The sequence below is a fragment of the Ectobacillus soli genome (genome assembly GCF_042610425.1).
Classification (GTDB): domain Bacteria; phylum Bacillota; class Bacilli; order Bacillales; family Bacillaceae_G; genus Ectobacillus.
The window spans coordinates 2,132,140-2,148,238 of sequence record NZ_JBGJZM010000001.1 but is presented as its reverse complement, the minus strand read 5'-3'; the positions used below and the strand labels follow the sequence as shown (position 1 = coordinate 2,148,238).

The 16,099-nt window shown below is 42.7% G+C and carries 18 protein-coding genes; all 18 read left to right on the top strand.

Annotated elements, in window-relative coordinates; genetic code table 11:
• Position 1: 1 nt before the first annotated feature.
• Genes ACAN53_RS10900 through ACAN53_RS10815 form a run of 18 tightly spaced genes read left to right on the top strand, consistent with a single transcriptional unit; the run spans position 2 to position 16,097 of the window.
• A complete protein-coding gene (locus ACAN53_RS10900) occupies positions 2-913 on the top strand; it encodes a sirohydrochlorin chelatase (protein ID WP_379969843.1) in 912 nt (303 codons plus the stop codon).
• Positions 910-1,683, top strand: a complete 774-nt coding sequence (cobK, locus tag ACAN53_RS10895) for a precorrin-6A reductase (protein ID WP_379969841.1) — start codon at positions 910-912, stop codon at positions 1,681-1,683. The genes ACAN53_RS10900 and cobK overlap by 4 nt, the downstream gene beginning before the upstream one ends.
• Before the next feature lie 27 nt (positions 1,684-1,710).
• A complete protein-coding gene (locus ACAN53_RS10890; RefSeq protein WP_379969839.1) occupies positions 1,711-2,358 on the top strand; it encodes a precorrin-8X methylmutase in 648 nt (215 codons plus the stop codon).
• Positions 2,359-2,360: 2 nt separating this feature from the next.
• Complete coding sequence (locus ACAN53_RS10885) at positions 2,361-3,443, top strand: cobalt-precorrin-5B (C(1))-methyltransferase (RefSeq protein ID WP_379969837.1); 1,083 nt, start codon at positions 2,361-2,363, stop codon at positions 3,441-3,443.
• On the top strand, positions 3,443-4,633 hold the full coding sequence (gene cbiE / locus ACAN53_RS10880; protein WP_379970309.1) for a precorrin-6y C5,15-methyltransferase (decarboxylating) subunit CbiE: 1,191 nt from the start codon (positions 3,443-3,445) through the stop codon (positions 4,631-4,633). Before ACAN53_RS10885 ends, cbiE begins: the two co-directional genes overlap by 1 nt.
• A gap of 2 nt (positions 4,634-4,635) precedes the next feature.
• Complete coding sequence (cobI, locus tag ACAN53_RS10875) at positions 4,636-5,337, top strand: precorrin-2 C(20)-methyltransferase (RefSeq protein ID WP_379969835.1); 702 nt, start codon at positions 4,636-4,638, stop codon at positions 5,335-5,337.
• Entirely contained in the window at positions 5,334-6,107 is a 774-nt protein-coding gene (cobM, locus tag ACAN53_RS10870) for a precorrin-4 C(11)-methyltransferase (RefSeq protein WP_379969833.1), read from the top strand. The genes cobI and cobM overlap by 4 nt, the downstream gene beginning before the upstream one ends.
• On the top strand, positions 6,107-7,228 hold the full coding sequence (locus ACAN53_RS10865) for a cobalt-precorrin 5A hydrolase (protein ID WP_379970308.1): 1,122 nt from the start codon (positions 6,107-6,109) through the stop codon (positions 7,226-7,228). Before cobM ends, ACAN53_RS10865 begins: the two co-directional genes overlap by 1 nt.
• Positions 7,229-7,254: 26 nt before the next feature.
• Complete coding sequence (locus ACAN53_RS10860) at positions 7,255-8,619, top strand: cobyrinate a,c-diamide synthase (protein ID WP_379969831.1); 1,365 nt, start codon at positions 7,255-7,257, stop codon at positions 8,617-8,619.
• Positions 8,612-10,126 (top strand): cobyric acid synthase, encoded by a 1,515-nt coding sequence (locus ACAN53_RS10855; RefSeq protein WP_379969829.1) that lies wholly within the window; start codon positions 8,612-8,614, stop codon positions 10,124-10,126. Before ACAN53_RS10860 ends, ACAN53_RS10855 begins: the two co-directional genes overlap by 8 nt.
• The gene (gene cobT, locus ACAN53_RS10850) at positions 10,123-11,163 is read left to right on the top strand and encodes a nicotinate-nucleotide--dimethylbenzimidazole phosphoribosyltransferase (RefSeq protein ID WP_379969827.1); all 1,041 of its coding nucleotides are present in this window, start codon (positions 10,123-10,125) and stop codon (positions 11,161-11,163) included. The genes ACAN53_RS10855 and cobT overlap by 4 nt, the downstream gene beginning before the upstream one ends.
• A 47-nt stretch (positions 11,164-11,210) precedes the next feature.
• Complete coding sequence (cobA, locus tag ACAN53_RS10845) at positions 11,211-11,996, top strand: uroporphyrinogen-III C-methyltransferase (protein ID WP_379969825.1); 786 nt, start codon at positions 11,211-11,213, stop codon at positions 11,994-11,996.
• Between the two features lies 1 nt (position 11,997).
• On the top strand, positions 11,998-12,567 hold the full coding sequence (locus ACAN53_RS10840; RefSeq protein WP_379969823.1) for a nitroreductase family protein: 570 nt from the start codon (positions 11,998-12,000) through the stop codon (positions 12,565-12,567).
• 12 nt (positions 12,568-12,579) lie between these two features.
• Positions 12,580-13,137: a cob(I)yrinic acid a,c-diamide adenosyltransferase gene (gene cobO / locus ACAN53_RS10835; RefSeq protein WP_379969821.1), complete on the top strand. Its 558-nt coding sequence runs from the start codon at positions 12,580-12,582 to the stop codon at positions 13,135-13,137.
• Complete coding sequence (gene cobD / locus ACAN53_RS10830; RefSeq protein ID WP_379969819.1) at positions 13,137-14,237, top strand: threonine-phosphate decarboxylase CobD; 1,101 nt, start codon at positions 13,137-13,139, stop codon at positions 14,235-14,237. The genes cobO and cobD overlap by 1 nt, the downstream gene beginning before the upstream one ends.
• Positions 14,234-14,758: a bifunctional adenosylcobinamide kinase/adenosylcobinamide-phosphate guanylyltransferase gene (gene cobU / locus ACAN53_RS10825; protein ID WP_379969817.1), complete on the top strand. Its 525-nt coding sequence runs from the start codon at positions 14,234-14,236 to the stop codon at positions 14,756-14,758. The genes cobD and cobU overlap by 4 nt, the downstream gene beginning before the upstream one ends.
• Positions 14,758-15,501 (top strand): adenosylcobinamide-GDP ribazoletransferase, encoded by a 744-nt coding sequence (gene cobS / locus ACAN53_RS10820; RefSeq protein WP_379969815.1) that lies wholly within the window; start codon positions 14,758-14,760, stop codon positions 15,499-15,501. The genes cobU and cobS overlap by 1 nt, the downstream gene beginning before the upstream one ends.
• Positions 15,498-16,097 (top strand): histidine phosphatase family protein, encoded by a 600-nt coding sequence (locus ACAN53_RS10815; protein ID WP_379969813.1) that lies wholly within the window; start codon positions 15,498-15,500, stop codon positions 16,095-16,097. The genes cobS and ACAN53_RS10815 overlap by 4 nt, the downstream gene beginning before the upstream one ends.
• The last annotated feature ends 2 nt before the right edge of the window (positions 16,098-16,099 follow it).

Genomic DNA, 16,099 nt, shown 5'->3' with positions numbered 1-16,099 from the left:
TGTGAAAGCTATTTTGTTTGTAGGGCATGGGAGTAAAGATCCAGAAGGAAACAGCCAAGTTCTGCAGTTTATAGAAAATATGAAGTCAGGATGGGATCCGTCACTTTTAATAGAAGCATGCTTTTTAGAATTTGAAAGACCGACAGTTAGTCAAGGAATTGATAACTGCGTTGAAAAGGGTGCAAAGGAAGTAATTGTGATTCCAATTATGCTTTTACCTGCTGGGCATTCGAAAATTCATATTCCAGCAGCCATTGATGATGCAAAACAAAAGTATTCCCATGTATCTTTTACATATGGTAAACCAATAGGAGTCCATGAAGAAATCTTCGGGATTTTGAAAACGAGATTAGTAGAAATTGGTGAGAATCCAGATGAACCAATGGCAGACACTGCTATTCTACTTTTGGGACGTGGTGGGAGTGATCCCGACGCAAACAGTGATTTATATAAGATTTCAAGATTACTTTGGGAGAAAACAAATTATAAATTTGTCGAACCAGCTTTCATGGGTGTGACGGATCCGCTTGTAGAAGAAGGAGTTGAGCGGTGCATCAAGCTTGGGGCAAAGAAAGTGATTATTCTTCCTTACTTTTTATTCACAGGCATTTTAATAAAACGTTTGGAAGAGATGATTACAAAGTTTCAAGGGCTGCACCCTGACATTACGTTTGAGCTGGCAGGCTATTTTGGTTTTCATCCAAACTTACTTACTATTTTACAAGAACGTGCTAGGGAAGCACTGCAAGGTGAAGTGCGTATGAATTGTGACATTTGTCAATATCGTTTGGATGCGATGGAACATATTGAACATCATCACCACGACCATGATCACGATCACGACCATGATCACGATCACAACCATGATCATCATCACAGTCATGAGGAGAAAAAGGCAGGCGGATTGATATGATTTTCATGCTGGCTGGCACAAGTGATGCCCGTGCATTGGCGTTAGAAATCCAGAAAGCCGGTTATTTGATCCTTACCACAGTTGTTACAGAGAATGCTGCATCGGAAATGAAGCAGGTGGGAATCGATGTAAGGACAGGAAGAATGACAGATAAAGAAATGGCCGATTTCATTCGGGAAAAAGGTGTACAAGTTGTCGTGGATGCCAGCCATCCTTTTGCGGAAGAGGCATCCAAAAATGCTATCCATGCAGCTGAGCAGGCGCAAGTTCCGTACATCCGCTATGAGCGTGAATCTCAGAAATTTGCGTATGAAAAAATGACGGTCGTAAGCAGCTATGAAGAGGCGGCCATAGAAGCGGCAAAGAAAAAAGGGGTTGTCATGTTAACGACTGGCAGCAAAACCCTGCAAATCTTTACGGAAAAATTAGTAGCACTTCCGGATGTTCGCCTGATTGCCCGTATGCTGCCACGCACAGACAATATGGAAAAATGCGAACAGCTTAGATTGCCGCAAAAAAATATTGTGGCCATTCAAGGACCATTTACAAAGGAGCTGGATAAGGCTCTTTATAATCAATATGGCGTCACCACGATGATTACAAAGGAAAGTGGAAAAGTTGGCTCTGTTGATGAGAAAGTAGAGGCGGCAAAAGAACTCGGTATCGACATCATTCTCATTGAACGGCCAAAAATGGAATATGGTTGTGTGTATTCTCATTTTTCTGAGGTATTACAAGCGTTAGAGGAAGCTTTGCTGTTAAAAAAATAGAAACCATTAAATAAGGAGATGGAGCATATGGATTTTCGTACTGAATTTAAACCTGTTACGGTTCAGCCCGAGCAAATTGAGGGAAGAAGCTTTGCTATGATTACGGAAGAGCTAGGACCACATTCTTTTACCGAGGAACAATATCCTATCGTGCAACGTGTTATTCATGCATCAGCTGATTTTGATCTAGGAAGGAGCTTGCTATTTCATCCCGATGCAATCCAAGCTGGTATTCGTGCAATCCGAAGCGGGAAAAAAGTGATAGCAGATGTACAAATGGTTCAAGTGGGAGCGAACAAAACACGAATTGAAAAGTTTGGTGGGGAAATCAAAGTATATATTTCGGATCCGGATGTAAGAGAAGAAGCAAAGCGATTGAATACGACGCGTGCCATCATTTCGATGCGAAAAGCGATTAAAGAAGCAGAAGGTGGTATTTATGCGATTGGCAATGCACCTACTGCCTTGCTGGAGCTCATCCGTCTCATTAAAGAAGGAGAAGCAAAACCTGATCTTATAATTGGACTTCCTGTTGGTTTTGTATCTGCAGCTGAATCCAAAGAAGAATTAGCAAAGCTAGATATTCCGTTTATTACGAATGTAGGGAGAAAGGGCGGAAGTACGATAACGGTGGCAGCGTTAAATGCTCTTTCTTTACTAGCGGATAAGGAATAAAAATGAGTGAGAAAAAGCTTCGCGAAGGCTATACAACCGGATCGTGTGCGACAGCCGCAACGAAAGCAGCACTTACTGCTCTTATTACCGGACAAACGCAAACTGAAGCGACGATTTATTTGCCAATCAAACGATTTGCCACGTTTGTTATTGAAAGCTGTGAACGAACCGAGCAAACTGCATTGGCAGTTGTAATAAAGGATGGTGGAGATGATCCCGATGCAACGCACGGGGCGAGCATTATTTCTACTGTGACTTGGTCAGATCAGCCAGATATCGTGTTAGATGGAGGCACCGGAGTAGGACGCGTCACGAAGGAAGGATTGCCGGTTGCTGTCGGGGAAGCGGCGATTAATCCCGTGCCGCGCCGCATGATTCTAGAGGCCGCACGTGATGTTCTGCAGGATTATGGTATAGAGCGAGGCATTACCATTGTGATTTCTGTACCAGGCGGGGAAGAAATTGCGAAAAAAACGTTAAATGGCCGGCTCGGTATCATCGGTGGAATCTCGATTTTAGGAACGCGCGGGATTGTCGTCCCGTTTTCTACATCTGCTTTTAAAGCAAGTATTGTGCAGGCAATTCGGGTAGCACGAGCTAGCCACTGTGACCACGTTGTCATCACGACAGGCGGACGCAGTGAAGCGTATGCGATGAAGCAATTTCCTTATTTGCCTGAGGAAGCGTTTATTGAAATGGGTGATTTTGTTGGGTTTACGTTAAAGCAGTGCAAACGGCAAGGGGCAAAGCGCGTTTCGATGGTTGGAATGATGGGGAAATTCTCCAAGGTAGCCCAAGGGATTATGATGGTCCACTCAAAAAGTGCAGCGGTTGATTTTGAATTTTTAGCACAGATTGCTTGCAAAGTGGGGGCTGGGCAGCCGCTACTCGAAGAAATTAAAGCTGCCAATACAGCATCACAGGTTGGAGATTGGATGATGCAGCATGGCTACGTGGAATATTTCACGAAGCTAAGTGAGCATTGTTGCCTGTCTGCTCTTCAGGAAGTGGATGGTGGTATGGAAGTGGATACGACTTTATATACGTTAAAGGGAGAATGCTTAGGAAAGGCAGTGCGCCATTGATGAAAATAATTGGAATTGGTGATGATGGGAAGCAAAGCTTGCTTCCTAAGTATGAGAAGTGGATTTATGAAAGTGAAGTGCTAGTAGGAGGAAACCGGCAGCTTGCCTTTTTCCCAGATTATACGGGAGAAAAGGTTGTGATTGAAGGCGGACTTGCAAAATTAGTAGAACGTCTTCAAACAGAGACGAGAAGCGTTGTCATTCTAGCATCAGGTGATCCCCTATTTTATGGGATTGGTAGCTATTTATCTAGCAAAATAGAAATTGAAATCTATCCGTATGTAAGTTCCGTCCAACTTACCTTTGCAAGAATGGGAGAACGATGGAATGATGCGTATTTGACCAGCGTTCATGGAAGAAGTATGAAGGGGCTTGCCCAGCGCATTGACGGAAGAGAAAAAATTGCTATTTTAACAGATGAAGAGAATTCACCGAATCGAATTGCACAGTACTTATTGTCGTTTGGCATGACGGAGTATAAGGCATTTATAGCAGAAAATGTAGGAAGCGAAAATGAAAGATGTCGCCATATGGAGTTAGACGAGATGAAAGATGCCGAGTTTTCGCCGTTAAATGTAGTGGTTTTGAAGAAAACGGCTGAAGGTCCATCTTGGTCTATCGGTATAGAGGATGAAGAGTTTATTCAGCGTAAGCCTGAGAAAGGGCTGATTACGAAAAAGGAAATTCGAGCGCTGAGCATAAGTGCACTTCATTTGCAGAAGGACAGTATTGTATGGGATATCGGTACATGTACAGGTTCTGTGGCGATTGAGGCAGCAAAAGTAGCACGTGAAGGACAAATCTTCGCCATTGAAAAGAATGAAGGTGATTTAGAAAATTGCTGGCAAAACTTAGCAAAGTTTCGCGTAGATGCAACCGTTGTCCAAGGAAAAGCACCAGAAGGACTCGATACATTCTCTGATCCGGATGCCGTATTTATCGGCGGGACAGCAGGCGGAATGGATGCGATTTTAGACATTTGCTGCAGTCGGTTGAAAGAGAAAGGCCGGATTGTTTTAAATGCGGTAACGATTGAAAATTTGGCGGAAGCTCAGAAAGCATTTAAAAAACAAGGATTCAAGACGAATATTACGCTTGTCCAAATTTCACGAAGCAAGCCGATTTTGAACCTAACTCGGTTTGATGCACTCAATCCGATTTATATCATAAGCGCAGAGCGAGGAGAGTAAAGATGCTAGGAACATTATATGGTTTAGGAGTTGGTCCGGGAGATCCGGAATTGATTACCGTTAAGGCGTTTCGAAGATTAAAGGAATCACCAGTCATTGCGTATCCGAAGAAACAAAAGGGAAGCAAAAGCTATGCCCAAAAAATTATCGATGTGTATGTGAATCCGAATGAAAAGGAAATGCTTGGTCTTGTGTTTCCAATGACAAAGGATGAGACCATTTTAGAACGAAAGTGGAGCGAAACGGTTGAAAGCGTTTGGGAAAAGCTACAGGAAGGAAAGAATGTTGCGTTCGTTACAGAAGGCGATCCACTATTATATAGTACATTCATCCATATGATGGTTTTGATGCAAGAGCGCCATCCGGAAGCTATCATTGAAGTTGTTCCAGGTATTTCTTCTGTGAACGGAGCTGCTGCAAGACTAGGTATTCCGCTTGCAGACGGGGATGAGCACGTAGCAATTATTCCAGCGCACGATAATTATGAAGCAATGAAGCAAGCCATTGAAGATCATGATTGTGTCATTTTTATCAAGGTGGCAAAGGTTATCGATTTGATGCTACAAGTGGTACGTGAATTAGATTTGCTTCAGAATACTTCTGTTGTGACAAAAGTGACATCGGATGAAGAGATTATTTGGAAAGCAGAAGAAATTGAAGGCGCAGAATTGGAATATCTAACATTAATGGTGGTGAGAAAATGAAACTATACATAATTGGAGCAGGTCCTGGAGATCCAGATTTGATTACAGTAAAAGGGTTAAAGCTTCTAGAGGAAGCAGATGTAGTATTGTATGCTGATTCTCTTGTGAATGAAGAATTAATTGCAAAAGCAAAGCCAGAAGCAGAAGTCATGAAAACAGCGGGCATGCATTTAGAAGAAATGGTCTCTATTATGGTGGAACGAATCAAGCAAGGGAAAAAGGTTGTGCGTGTTCACACAGGTGATCCAGCCGTATACGGTGCGATTATGGAACAAATGGTGTTACTAAAAAAAGCTGGCGTCGGTGTTGAAATCGTGCCTGGTGTTAGCTCCGTATTTGCAGCAGCTGCAGCGGCACAAGCAGAACTTACCATTCCAGACTTAACACAAACGTTGATTTTAACAAGAGCTGAAGGAAGAACGCCAGTGCCTGAGTTTGAAAAACTGCGGGATTTAGCCAAGCATCATTGTACAATCGCTCTTTTCTTAAGTAGCACCTTAACGAAAAAAGTGATGAAAGAAGTATTGGATGCCGGTTGGAGCAAAGATACGCCGGTAGCGGTTATTTATAAAGCATCATGGCCTGACCAAAAAGTTGTCCGTACGACAGTGGAAAACATGGATGAGGCAATGCGGACAAATGGTATACGGAAGCAGGCAATGATTTTGATGGGCTGGGCGCTTGATGAAAATATACATGATAAAGAGTACCGTTCTAAGCTGTATGATAAAGAATTTACGCACGGATTTCGCCGGGGGGTACAATCGTGATTCATACGCTTCTGGAAGGACAAATGCCTGCAATCGAGCAAAGCGGTGAGTATGCGGTTGTTGCCATCACGAAACACGGCGTACAGATTGCAAGAAAGCTAGGGCGTTCGTTTCAAAATACGGATGTATATTATATGAGCAAATTTGAACAGGGAGACGAGCAAGATAAGGACATTCAAATGTTTACTGGGAGTGTCCGCTTGTTGCTTCCCGCCCTTTTCAAATCGTATCAAGGACTCATAATTATTATTTCTCTTGGTGCAGTTGTGCGTATGATTGCTCCTCTTTTAAAAGATAAAAAGGTAGATCCTGCTGTTGTGGTCATCGACGATAAAGGTGAGAATGTAATCAGTGTATTGTCGGGTCACATCGGCGGAGCCAATGAACTGACGAGAGAGGTAGCAGCAACTTTAGGTGCGAATGCTATCATTACGACTGCTTCGGACGTTCAACAAACGATCCCCGTTGATCTCTTTGGCAAACGCTTTGGCTGGGTATGGGAATCTGCTGAAAAATTAACGCCGGTTAGCGCAGCGGTTGTGAATGAAGAACAGATTGCAATTGTGCAAGAATCTGGCGAAAAAGAATGGTGGAACTACAACCATCCGCTGCCTATACATATGAAAGTCTACCATTCGGTTGCTGAGGCGTTAAAGCATCCGCATAATGCTGCCCTTGTCGTGACCCATCGAAATCTTCATGCAGAGGAGAACTCCATTTTACAAAACGGAGTGTTATACCGTCCGAAGGTGATTGTGCTTGGAATGGGCTGTAACCGCGGTACATCATTTGAGGAAATAGAATCCGTCATTCATGAAACGTTAGACGAACTGCATGTTTCTATCAAAAGCGTGAAGGCCCTTTGTACGATTGATTTGAAAAAAGATGAAGAAGGTTTACTTGAGGTAGTGCGAAAGAACGACTGGGAATTTGTTTATTATTCTCCTGAAGTACTAAATAGGGTGAAAATAAAGCAACCTTCTGAAACAGTCTTTAAATACACCGGAGCGTATGGGGTGAGCGAACCAGCAGCACTGTTATATAGCGGTGCGGAAGCATTAGAACTTGTGAAGAAAAAGTCAGGGAATGTTACGATTTCTGTAGCGGTTATTCCCCACTAATCGACAGGGAAAGGAGGAAAAATGGCATGTTAAATAGAAGACTTGTTATTGCAGGAACCGGAAGCGGTGTTGGAAAAACAACAGTAACAATCGGGATTATGTCGGCATTACGAAAAAAAGGGTATATCGTTCAAGGTTTTAAATGCGGGCCAGATTATATCGATCCTACTTATCATACCGCAGTAACAGGAAGGAATTCTCGTAATTTGGACAGCTGGATGCTCGGTCATGAAATGGTAAAAGACATTGTGAATCGGGGCAGCGCGGGCGCCGATATTTCCATAATTGAAGGTGTGATGGGTTTTTTTGACGGGAAGAATCCAACCAATAATGTAGGGACGACAGCCGAAATCAGTATCATTACAAAAAGTCCGGTTGTTCTCGTTGTGAACTGCGCGAGCATGGCTAGAAGTAGCGCTGCGATTGTGAAGGGATTTCAATCCTTTTTAGAAGAAACAAATATTGTTGGTGTGATTGCGAATCGAGTCGGTAGTGAAGGACATTTTCGTATTGTGAAAACAGCAATTGAGCAAGAATGCGGCATTCCGGTACTCGGTTATATGAAACGAGATGAAGCGCTTACGATTCCAGAACGGCATTTAGGGTTAGTGCCTTCAGTGGAACGTGGGGAACTCAATCCATTCTTTGATACGCTTGGAGATGCTGTATTAGAAACCGTAGAGATTGACCGACTCTATGAGCTAGCAGAAACGATGACTTTACAAGTACCAAGTTCGCAGTTTGAGACGAAGGAAGAAAAGTCGGTTCGCATTGCAGTGGCAAGAGATGCAGCCTTTAACTTTTATTATCAGGAGAACTTTGACATATTGAAAGCTTACGGCGCAGATCTAGTAGAATTTTCTCCATTGGCGGGCGAAATAGTGCCAGCAGATGTCGATGGTCTGTACATCGGCGGCGGGTTTCCAGAGGAATTTGCGAAGGAACTTGCGAGCCAATCAGAAGTGAAGCAGTCGATTCGCGCAGCGATAGAACGAGGACTTCCGACACTTGCGGAGTGCGGGGGGTTTATGTTTTTAACGGAAGCAATTGAAACGACAAATGGCGAAACCTATGAAATGGTTGGTGTTATTCCTGGAATAGTTAAAATGCAAACAAAGCTAGCAGCACTTGGCTACCGGGAAGTAACGGGAACAAACTTTTTACTGGAAGGAAACTTGCAAGCAAAAGGACATGAATTTCATTACTCGACGTTTCATCCAAAGGATGAGGTTCCATATGCTTACGAAACAAAAGGGATGCGCGGCAGAAAGCAAGAAGGTTACATGCGTGAAAATCTAATCGCTGGTTACACTCATTTTCATTTTGGTTCTTGTCCGCAAATGGTGGTAAATTGGATCAACCGTTGCAAGGAGATGAAGACGCATGAATAAAGCACTCCCCATTATGCTGCAAGGAACGCATTCGGATGCCGGGAAAAGCGTCATCACCACTGCTTTTTGCCGTATTTTTGCACAGGACGGTTTCAAAACGGCTCCGTTTAAGTCACAAAATATGGCGCTCAATTCTTATATTACGATTGATGGAAAAGAAATTGGCAGAGCTCAAGGCGTGCAAGCAGAAGCAGCAGGAATCGCTGCAACAACCGATATGAACCCGATTTTAATTAAACCATCCCGCGACTATGAATCACAAATTGTCGTACACGGCAAAGTATTTGAAACGATGAAGGCAGGGGATTATCGGAAGGATTTCTTCAAAATGGGAGTAAAGCTAATTCAGGAATCGCTGCAAGTTTTATCTGAAGGGTACGAACGAATTGTAATAGAAGGAGCAGGAAGTCCTGCAGAAATCAATTTAATGGACCGCGAGCTTGTCAATATGCGTGTAGCAAGAATTGCGAATGCTCCTGTTATTTTAATTGGAGATATTGACAAAGGCGGCGTATTTGCAAGCTTAGTTGGAACGCTTCAGCTGCTGAACCCAGAAGACCGCGAGCGTGTCATTGGTGTCATTATTAATAAATTTCGCGGTGATGTCAGCCTGCTACAACCCGGGCTCGATTGGTTTGAAGAGTATACGGGAAAGAAGGTACTTGGCGTGGTTCCGTATATTCGAAATTTAGCGATTGATGCCGAGGATTCTCTCGTTTTAAATCAATATACTTCCGATAAGCATGTAGAAAAAGAGATTGATATCGTCGTCATCCAATATCCAAGAATCTCGAATTTTACTGATGCCGAGCCGTTCTTTGCCGAGCCGGACTGTGATGTTCGCTATGTTACGAGGGCAGATCAAGTGCATGAGCCTGATTTGATTCTTTTGCCCGGAAGTAAAAATACGATTGAGGACCTTATGTTTTTACAAGAAAGCGGGATAGCGGAGAAATTGCTAGACTTACATAAGAAAAAGAAATCATGTATATTTGGGATTTGCGGTGGGTATCAAATGCTCGGTGAGAAAATTTTCGACCCACTTAGGGTAGAATCCCCGTATGAAAAAATAGAAGGTCTCGGTCTGCTCCCTGTTCGCACGGTGATGACAGAGGAGAAAACGACCGTACTGTCAAAGGGACAGGCATCCTTCGCGCAGCAGGGCTTTGCAGTAACTGGCTACGAGATTCATATGGGAGAAACAATCGCACTGGACAACCATACTTTTATTCAGACAGAGGGCGGAGTAGACGGCTGCAAAAGTGAGGATGAACGAGTCGTGGGCACCTATTTTCACGGGATTTTTCATAATGATGCCTTACGCGAAACGGTGTTAAATACGATTAGACAGCATAAGGGATTAGATCCAATCAATCAGCGCGTAACGTTTAATGAACTGCGAGAGGCAGAATACGACAGAGTAGCTGAGCATGTGAGAAAGCATGTTGACTTTGCTTTTATAAATAAAAAAATGGAAGAGTTCCAAACAAAGGAGATTGCAAAATGATAAAGACAATCCAGAACATAGGACCAGTAGATAAGCAAATGGGAAAACGTGTAGAGGAATATATTGATACGTTAACAAAGCCGCCTGGTAGTTTAGGTAGATTAGAGGAACTTGCGATTCAACTTGCAGAAATTACATCGGAACCATTTCCTGTTGTAGCGCCAGCTGGGGTCATTACGTTTGCTGCCGACCACGGTGTTGTAGAAGAAGGAGTATCCGCGTTTCCTGCAGAGGTTACGGTTCAAATGGTACAAAACTTTTTACATGGAGGAGCTGCAATCAATGTATTCAGTAGACAAATCGGGGCTAAATTTGAAATTGTCGATGTTGGTGTAGCACAGACGATCGAAGCTGATGATTTGGTTCAACGAAAAGTCCGTTTTGGTACAGCAAACTTTTGCAAGCAGGATGCAATGACAAGAGATGAGGCAGAACGGGCTATCGAAGTCGGTTATGAACGAGCAGAAAACTTGATTAAGCAAGGCGTGAAATGTTTGATTGTTGGAGAAATGGGAATAGGAAACACGACGCCTAGTAGTGCAATTTTAGCTGTTTTAAGTGGACGTGATATTAGCGAATTGGTTGGACGCGGAACTGGAATTGTACCAGAAAAGGTACAGCATAAGCAGGACGTTATTATGCGCGGGATTGAAGCAAGAAAACCTGACAAATCAGATCCAATTGATGTACTTGCAAAGGTAGGCGGCTTGGAAATTGGTGCGATGACAGGCGCCATGCTTGCTGCTGCTTATCACCGCATTCCTATTTTAGTTGATGGTTTTATTTGTACGATTTCTGCTCTTCTTGCAAAAGAAATATGTGAGTATGCAGGTGACTATATGATTGTCGGACATCATTCTGTTGAAATCGGACATAAGATTGCAATTGAGCTGTTAGGAAAGAAACCAATCCTTGATTTAGGATTTCGTTTAGGAGAAGGAAGTGGAGCTGCAGTTGCCTTTCCTATTTTAGAGTCTGCAACGCTCATGCTAAAAGAAATGGCAACATTCGATTCTGCGAATATCTCAAAAGAATAGATTGATAGTACGAGTAAACCAGTTGGATAAAGAGGAGCGGGGTAATAGTGACAAAGGGAATAGTATATTTGGTCGGTGCGGGTCCTGGTGACCCGAAACTCATCACCGTGTACGGAATGGAATGTATACAGAAGGCTGACGTCATTTTATATGATCGTTTGGCAAGCAGCAAATTATTGGATTATGCGAAAAAGGATACCGAGTTAATATTTTGTGGCAAGCTTCCAGGTAAACACGCATTGATTCAAGAGCAAATTCATGAGCTTTTGGTAGAAAAAGCACTTGAAGGAAAGACGGTTGTCCGTTTAAAGGGAGGAGATCCTTGCGTATTTGGCCGAGTTGGCGAGGAAGCGGAAGTACTTGCTGAGCAGGGAATCTGCTATGAAATTGTGCCAGGTATTACAGCAGGAATTGCAGCACCTGCTTATGCCGGCATTCCTGTTACGCACCGTGATCATGCATCCTCTTTCGCTATTGTAACCGGACACGGTCGTGAGGAAAAAGGAGCAGATCATCTGAACTGGTCAGCTCTTGCCCAGGGAATTGATACGATTGCCTTTTACATGGGAATCGGAAATTTACATCATATATGCAGCAAGCTTACCGAGCATGGAAAAGATCCGCACACACCTGTTGCGATTATTCAGTGGGGCACAACGGAAAAGCAAAAGACGGTAACAGGGGATTTAACTACGATAGAAGCAGTCGCAGAAGAGAACAAGATAACACATCCAGCGATTGTTCTTGTCGGAGAAGTGGTCGGGCTACGAAAGAAGATTCAGTGGTTTGAAGATTTGCAAGCAAATAAAGAAATGCAGGTAGGGAGTTATTAATATGTCATTGGTAGAAGAATTGAAAAATAGAAGAGCAATTCGAGACTATGCAGTGCGCGATGTAGAAGATGAAAAAATTAAAGTTTTGCTTGATGCTGCCACATGGGCGCCAAACGACCGGATGAGGGAGCCATGGAGTTTTTATGTAATAAAGGGAGAAGCAAAGAAACGGTATGAAGAGCTCGCAACATCTTATTTGCAGGAGCGTTTTCCGACAAAACCTCATCTTGTAGAGAGTTCGTTGAAAGTATTGAAACATACGCCTGTTAATATTATTGTGACGTCTGATGTAGTCGATGGAGATGAAGAAGCATCGGAAGATAATGAGTATGCTGTATGCTGCGCCATTCATTCGATGTGGCTAGCTGCGAAAGAACTAGGTTTAGGATTTGTATGGAGAACAAGAGGTGTCGGTCTTGTCAGAGACGCACGTATGTATGCATTCATCGGTTCACCAGAAAATAAAAAAATTATTGGAAATGTGTTTATCGGCTATCCGGATGAGGAGTCATTGAAAAAGCAAAAGACACCTACCCGGACACCTTTTGAAGAGAAAACAACTTGGTTATAGGGGTGTGAAAGAATGGAAGAAACAATAGAAAATAAGAAACAACGAGGACTTACGTTAGTGTATACAGGTGATGGAAAAGGAAAAACGACTGCAGCTATGGGTCTTGCAGTACGTGCTGCTGGCCGCGGGAAACGGGTATTAGTCATTCAGTTCATTAAATCACCGAACCGTACATACGGCGAAAACATCACATTTGATAAGATCGGTATTGAAATGCATCAAACAGGAGTCGGCTTTACGTGGACGAAAACACCAGAAGAACATCGCTTGGCACTAAAGAAAGCATGGGCGTTTACGAAAGAAAAGGTGTTTTCCGGCTCTTATGACGTTGTTATTTTAGATGAGTTAAACAATGCACTTGCCATTTCAAAATTCCCTGTTGATGACGTTCTTCCCCTTGAAGAGGTGATTCGCTTAATCCAAACCCGTCAAGAGGGGATGCATCTTATTATTACCGGACGATCAGCAAAAGAAGAGATCATTGCTTGCGCTGATTTGGTTACAGAAATGAAAGAAGTGAAGCATTATTATAAGGAAGGCGTACCAGCTGTGAAAGGAATTGAATTTTAATGGCATGGATTGAAACATACGGTCATGGCGGTGATTTGCTCACAGCTGAGAAACTCTTCGATACGCCGGCGGGAGATTTTTTAGATTTTAGTGCCAATATTAATCCGCTCGGGCCTCCGGCATTTGTCATGAAACGACTACAGGATCAACTGAAAACGATTATCCACTACCCGGATCCAGCGCAGCGCCTTTTAAAGCAAAAGCTAGCGGAAAAGTTATCCGTTCTTCCTGAGAATATTTTGATTGGAAACGGGGCAGCGGAGTGCATGGCACTAGCAATTTTAGGATTGCAGCCAGAAACAGTCGGCATTGTGTATCCCTGTTTTTCAGAATATGAACAGCTGACGCGATCCTATGGTGCAAAAGTTAAGTCCATCTACGGCAAACGGGAGTATAATTATAAACCAGATATGTCGTCTATACAGATGTTACTAGCAGAGACGGATCTTGTCTTCCTCGGTCATCCGAATAATCCAACTGGCATTCTCTATACAAAAGAAGAGCTCATGCAAATCGCATCCTTTGCTCAGCAAACACATACGTATGTCATCATGGATGAAGCATTTATCGACTTTATTCCGGTCGATAAGCAAGTCACTTTACTTACAAAAATGAAAGCGTTTCAACACATTGTTTTCATCCGTTCTATGACAAAATTCTACGCTATACCGGGTTTACGCCTCGGCTATGCCATATCACAACCAGACATTATTGCAAAATTACAAAAAAAGCAAGTCACTTGGAGTGTAAATCAGCTAGCCCTTGCAGCAGGAGAGGCTTGTCTAGAAGAACAGGAATACGAACAACAAACAATTACTTTAATTGAAGAGCAACGAAGCTACGTAACACGTTTCATTACAGAACGCTTAGGTTGGTTTGTGTTTCCGGGACAAGCGAATTTCCTATTAATTCGTCTTCCGAATGAGTTAGAAGCAGCAGATTTACAGTGGAAGCTTGGAAAAAAGGGGATTTTAATTCGTTCCTGTAGCATGTATCCTGGCTTAACCTCCCATGATGTTCGCATTGCAATTCGGACGAAGCATGAAAATGACCGTCTTCTACAAGCACTGCAAGAAGTAGAAAAGGAGGAAATCCGTTGACAATCACGTATATTACAGGAGGAGTGCGTTCCGGAAAGAGCGACTTTGCGGAAAAACTTGCATCCTCACAACCTGGTTCCGTGTTATATGTTGCCTTTGGTGTTGTTACCGATGAAGAAATGAAAAACAGAATTCAGAAGCATAAGGATCGCAGACCGGACCATTGGGACGTATTAGAAAAGCCAGAGGAACTAGTCGGGTATCAGTCTGTTTATCAAAACTATGATAGTATTCTAGTAGATTGCATAGGTACATGGGTTGCGAACCGTTGTATGAATATATCGGAGAATAAGGAAGAGAAAGTCGAGATTATTCAGGAGGCAACAGAGTGGCTGGAAGAGATTCGAAATCTAAACCAGCACCTCATCATTGTGTCCGATGAGGTAGGTTTAGGTGGAATTGCATTATCCCCGCTTGGACGCTTATTTCAGGATGTTCTTGGGAAAATAAATCAAATAGTGGCTGAGGCAGCTGACGAAGCGTTTGCTGTTTTTTCCGGTTTGCCTGTGAGGTTGAAATAATGAAAGCATTTCTTACAGCAGTTATGTTTTTAACACGTATTCCAGTTCCAAGAATTCAATCATCCAAACAGGATTGGCAAAAAAGTGCTATCTATTTTCCAATTGTAGGTCTTATCATCGGTGCGATCTTATCCCTTGCTTCTTTTGGAATAGAAAGGATATTTTCAGAAGCTGTTTCTGCATTTTTAATTGTGTTACTATGGATTTGGGTTACAGGTGGGTTGCATATTGACGGCTGGATGGATTTAGCCGATGGTTTTGGAAGCAACCGAAGTCGTGAAGAAACACTAGAAATTATGAAGGATAGCCGCGTTGGGGCTATGGGTGTGATTGCAGGGATATGCCTCATTGTCGGGAAAATGATTGCAGTATATGAATTGCTTCATTTGCATTTGCCTAGCATTCTAGTGCTAAGTCCATTCTATGCACGGTTTTTGCTAATTAGCGCCATTCGTCTTTTGCCATACCGAAAAGAAGGCGGAATTGGTGCAGGTCTTCGTACATACATAACGTGGCTCATTCTAGCCATACATACGCTAATACTTGTTGGAATTACCTATCTAACAACGGGTATGTCTGGTATTCTATTATTTAGTGTAACGGCCATTATAACAGGTTTGTTTGTAATGAAAATTTATAAAAAGCTAAACATGCTAACCGGAGATTGCTACGGAGCGCTAGTGGAATTTAGCGAATGTGTTTCTTTATTTCTAGCGTTAGCCATTTGGAGATTTGTAGCATGAAACTAATTTTCATACGACACGGCCAAACCAATGAAAATGCAGCACACTGCTATCTTGGACATTACGATGCACCGTTAAATGAGACGGGGCGCAAGCAACTTTTTCAATTAGCAGACCAATTGAAGGGGAAGATTTCAACAGATAAAGGTAAGCTCTATTCCAGTGATTTATCACGTACGATGGAAAGTGCGCAAATCATTGGTTCAGCTTTGCAACTGAAGCCTATCCCTGTGGTTGCTTTACGAGAACTTGACTTTGGCAATTGGGATTGTAAAACATATGAAATGATTACGGAAAACGAATCCGAATGGTTTGAAAAATGGATTCATAATCCGTTAGAGATCAGTCCGCCAAACGGCGAAACCTTGCATCAACTTGGTGTAAGGTTTGACAAATGGTTGAATGAAACATTGTTACATAAAGAGGAAACCATTCTTGTTGTAAGCCATGGAGGTCCGATTCGTTGGTTTCTTAGTAAATGGGTACAACAGAATGAAAACGAGTTTTGGAATGTGAAGGGAATCAAACTTGGCAAAGGGATTATAGTAGAATTTGATACACAAACACGGACGTTTCACTCCGTGCGTGACATATAGCA

Excerpts from the sequence above, each read along its gene's own strand:
- cobK (WP_379969841.1), top strand. The coding sequence starts at position 910 with ATGATTTTCATGCTGGCTGGCACAAGTGATGCCCGTGCATTGGCGTTA.
- ACAN53_RS10890 (WP_379969839.1), top strand. The coding sequence starts at position 1,711 with ATGGATTTTCGTACTGAATTTAAACCTGTTACGGTTCAGCCCGAGCAA.
- ACAN53_RS10885 (WP_379969837.1), top strand. The coding sequence starts at position 2,361 with ATGAGTGAGAAAAAGCTTCGCGAAGGCTATACAACCGGATCGTGTGCG.
- cbiE (WP_379970309.1), top strand. The coding sequence starts at position 3,443 with ATGAAAATAATTGGAATTGGTGATGATGGGAAGCAAAGCTTGCTTCCT.
- cobI (WP_379969835.1), top strand. The coding sequence starts at position 4,636 with ATGCTAGGAACATTATATGGTTTAGGAGTTGGTCCGGGAGATCCGGAA.
- cobM (WP_379969833.1), top strand. The coding sequence starts at position 5,334 with ATGAAACTATACATAATTGGAGCAGGTCCTGGAGATCCAGATTTGATT.
- ACAN53_RS10860 (WP_379969831.1), top strand. The coding sequence starts at position 7,255 with ATGTTAAATAGAAGACTTGTTATTGCAGGAACCGGAAGCGGTGTTGGA.
- ACAN53_RS10855 (WP_379969829.1), top strand. The coding sequence starts at position 8,612 with ATGAATAAAGCACTCCCCATTATGCTGCAAGGAACGCATTCGGATGCC.
- cobT (WP_379969827.1), top strand. The coding sequence starts at position 10,123 with ATGATAAAGACAATCCAGAACATAGGACCAGTAGATAAGCAAATGGGA.
- ACAN53_RS10840 (WP_379969823.1), top strand. The coding sequence starts at position 11,998 with ATGTCATTGGTAGAAGAATTGAAAAATAGAAGAGCAATTCGAGACTAT.
- cobO (WP_379969821.1), top strand. The coding sequence starts at position 12,580 with ATGGAAGAAACAATAGAAAATAAGAAACAACGAGGACTTACGTTAGTG.
- cobD (WP_379969819.1), top strand. The coding sequence starts at position 13,137 with ATGGCATGGATTGAAACATACGGTCATGGCGGTGATTTGCTCACAGCT.
- cobS (WP_379969815.1), top strand. The coding sequence starts at position 14,758 with ATGAAAGCATTTCTTACAGCAGTTATGTTTTTAACACGTATTCCAGTT.
- ACAN53_RS10815 (WP_379969813.1), top strand. The coding sequence starts at position 15,498 with ATGAAACTAATTTTCATACGACACGGCCAAACCAATGAAAATGCAGCA.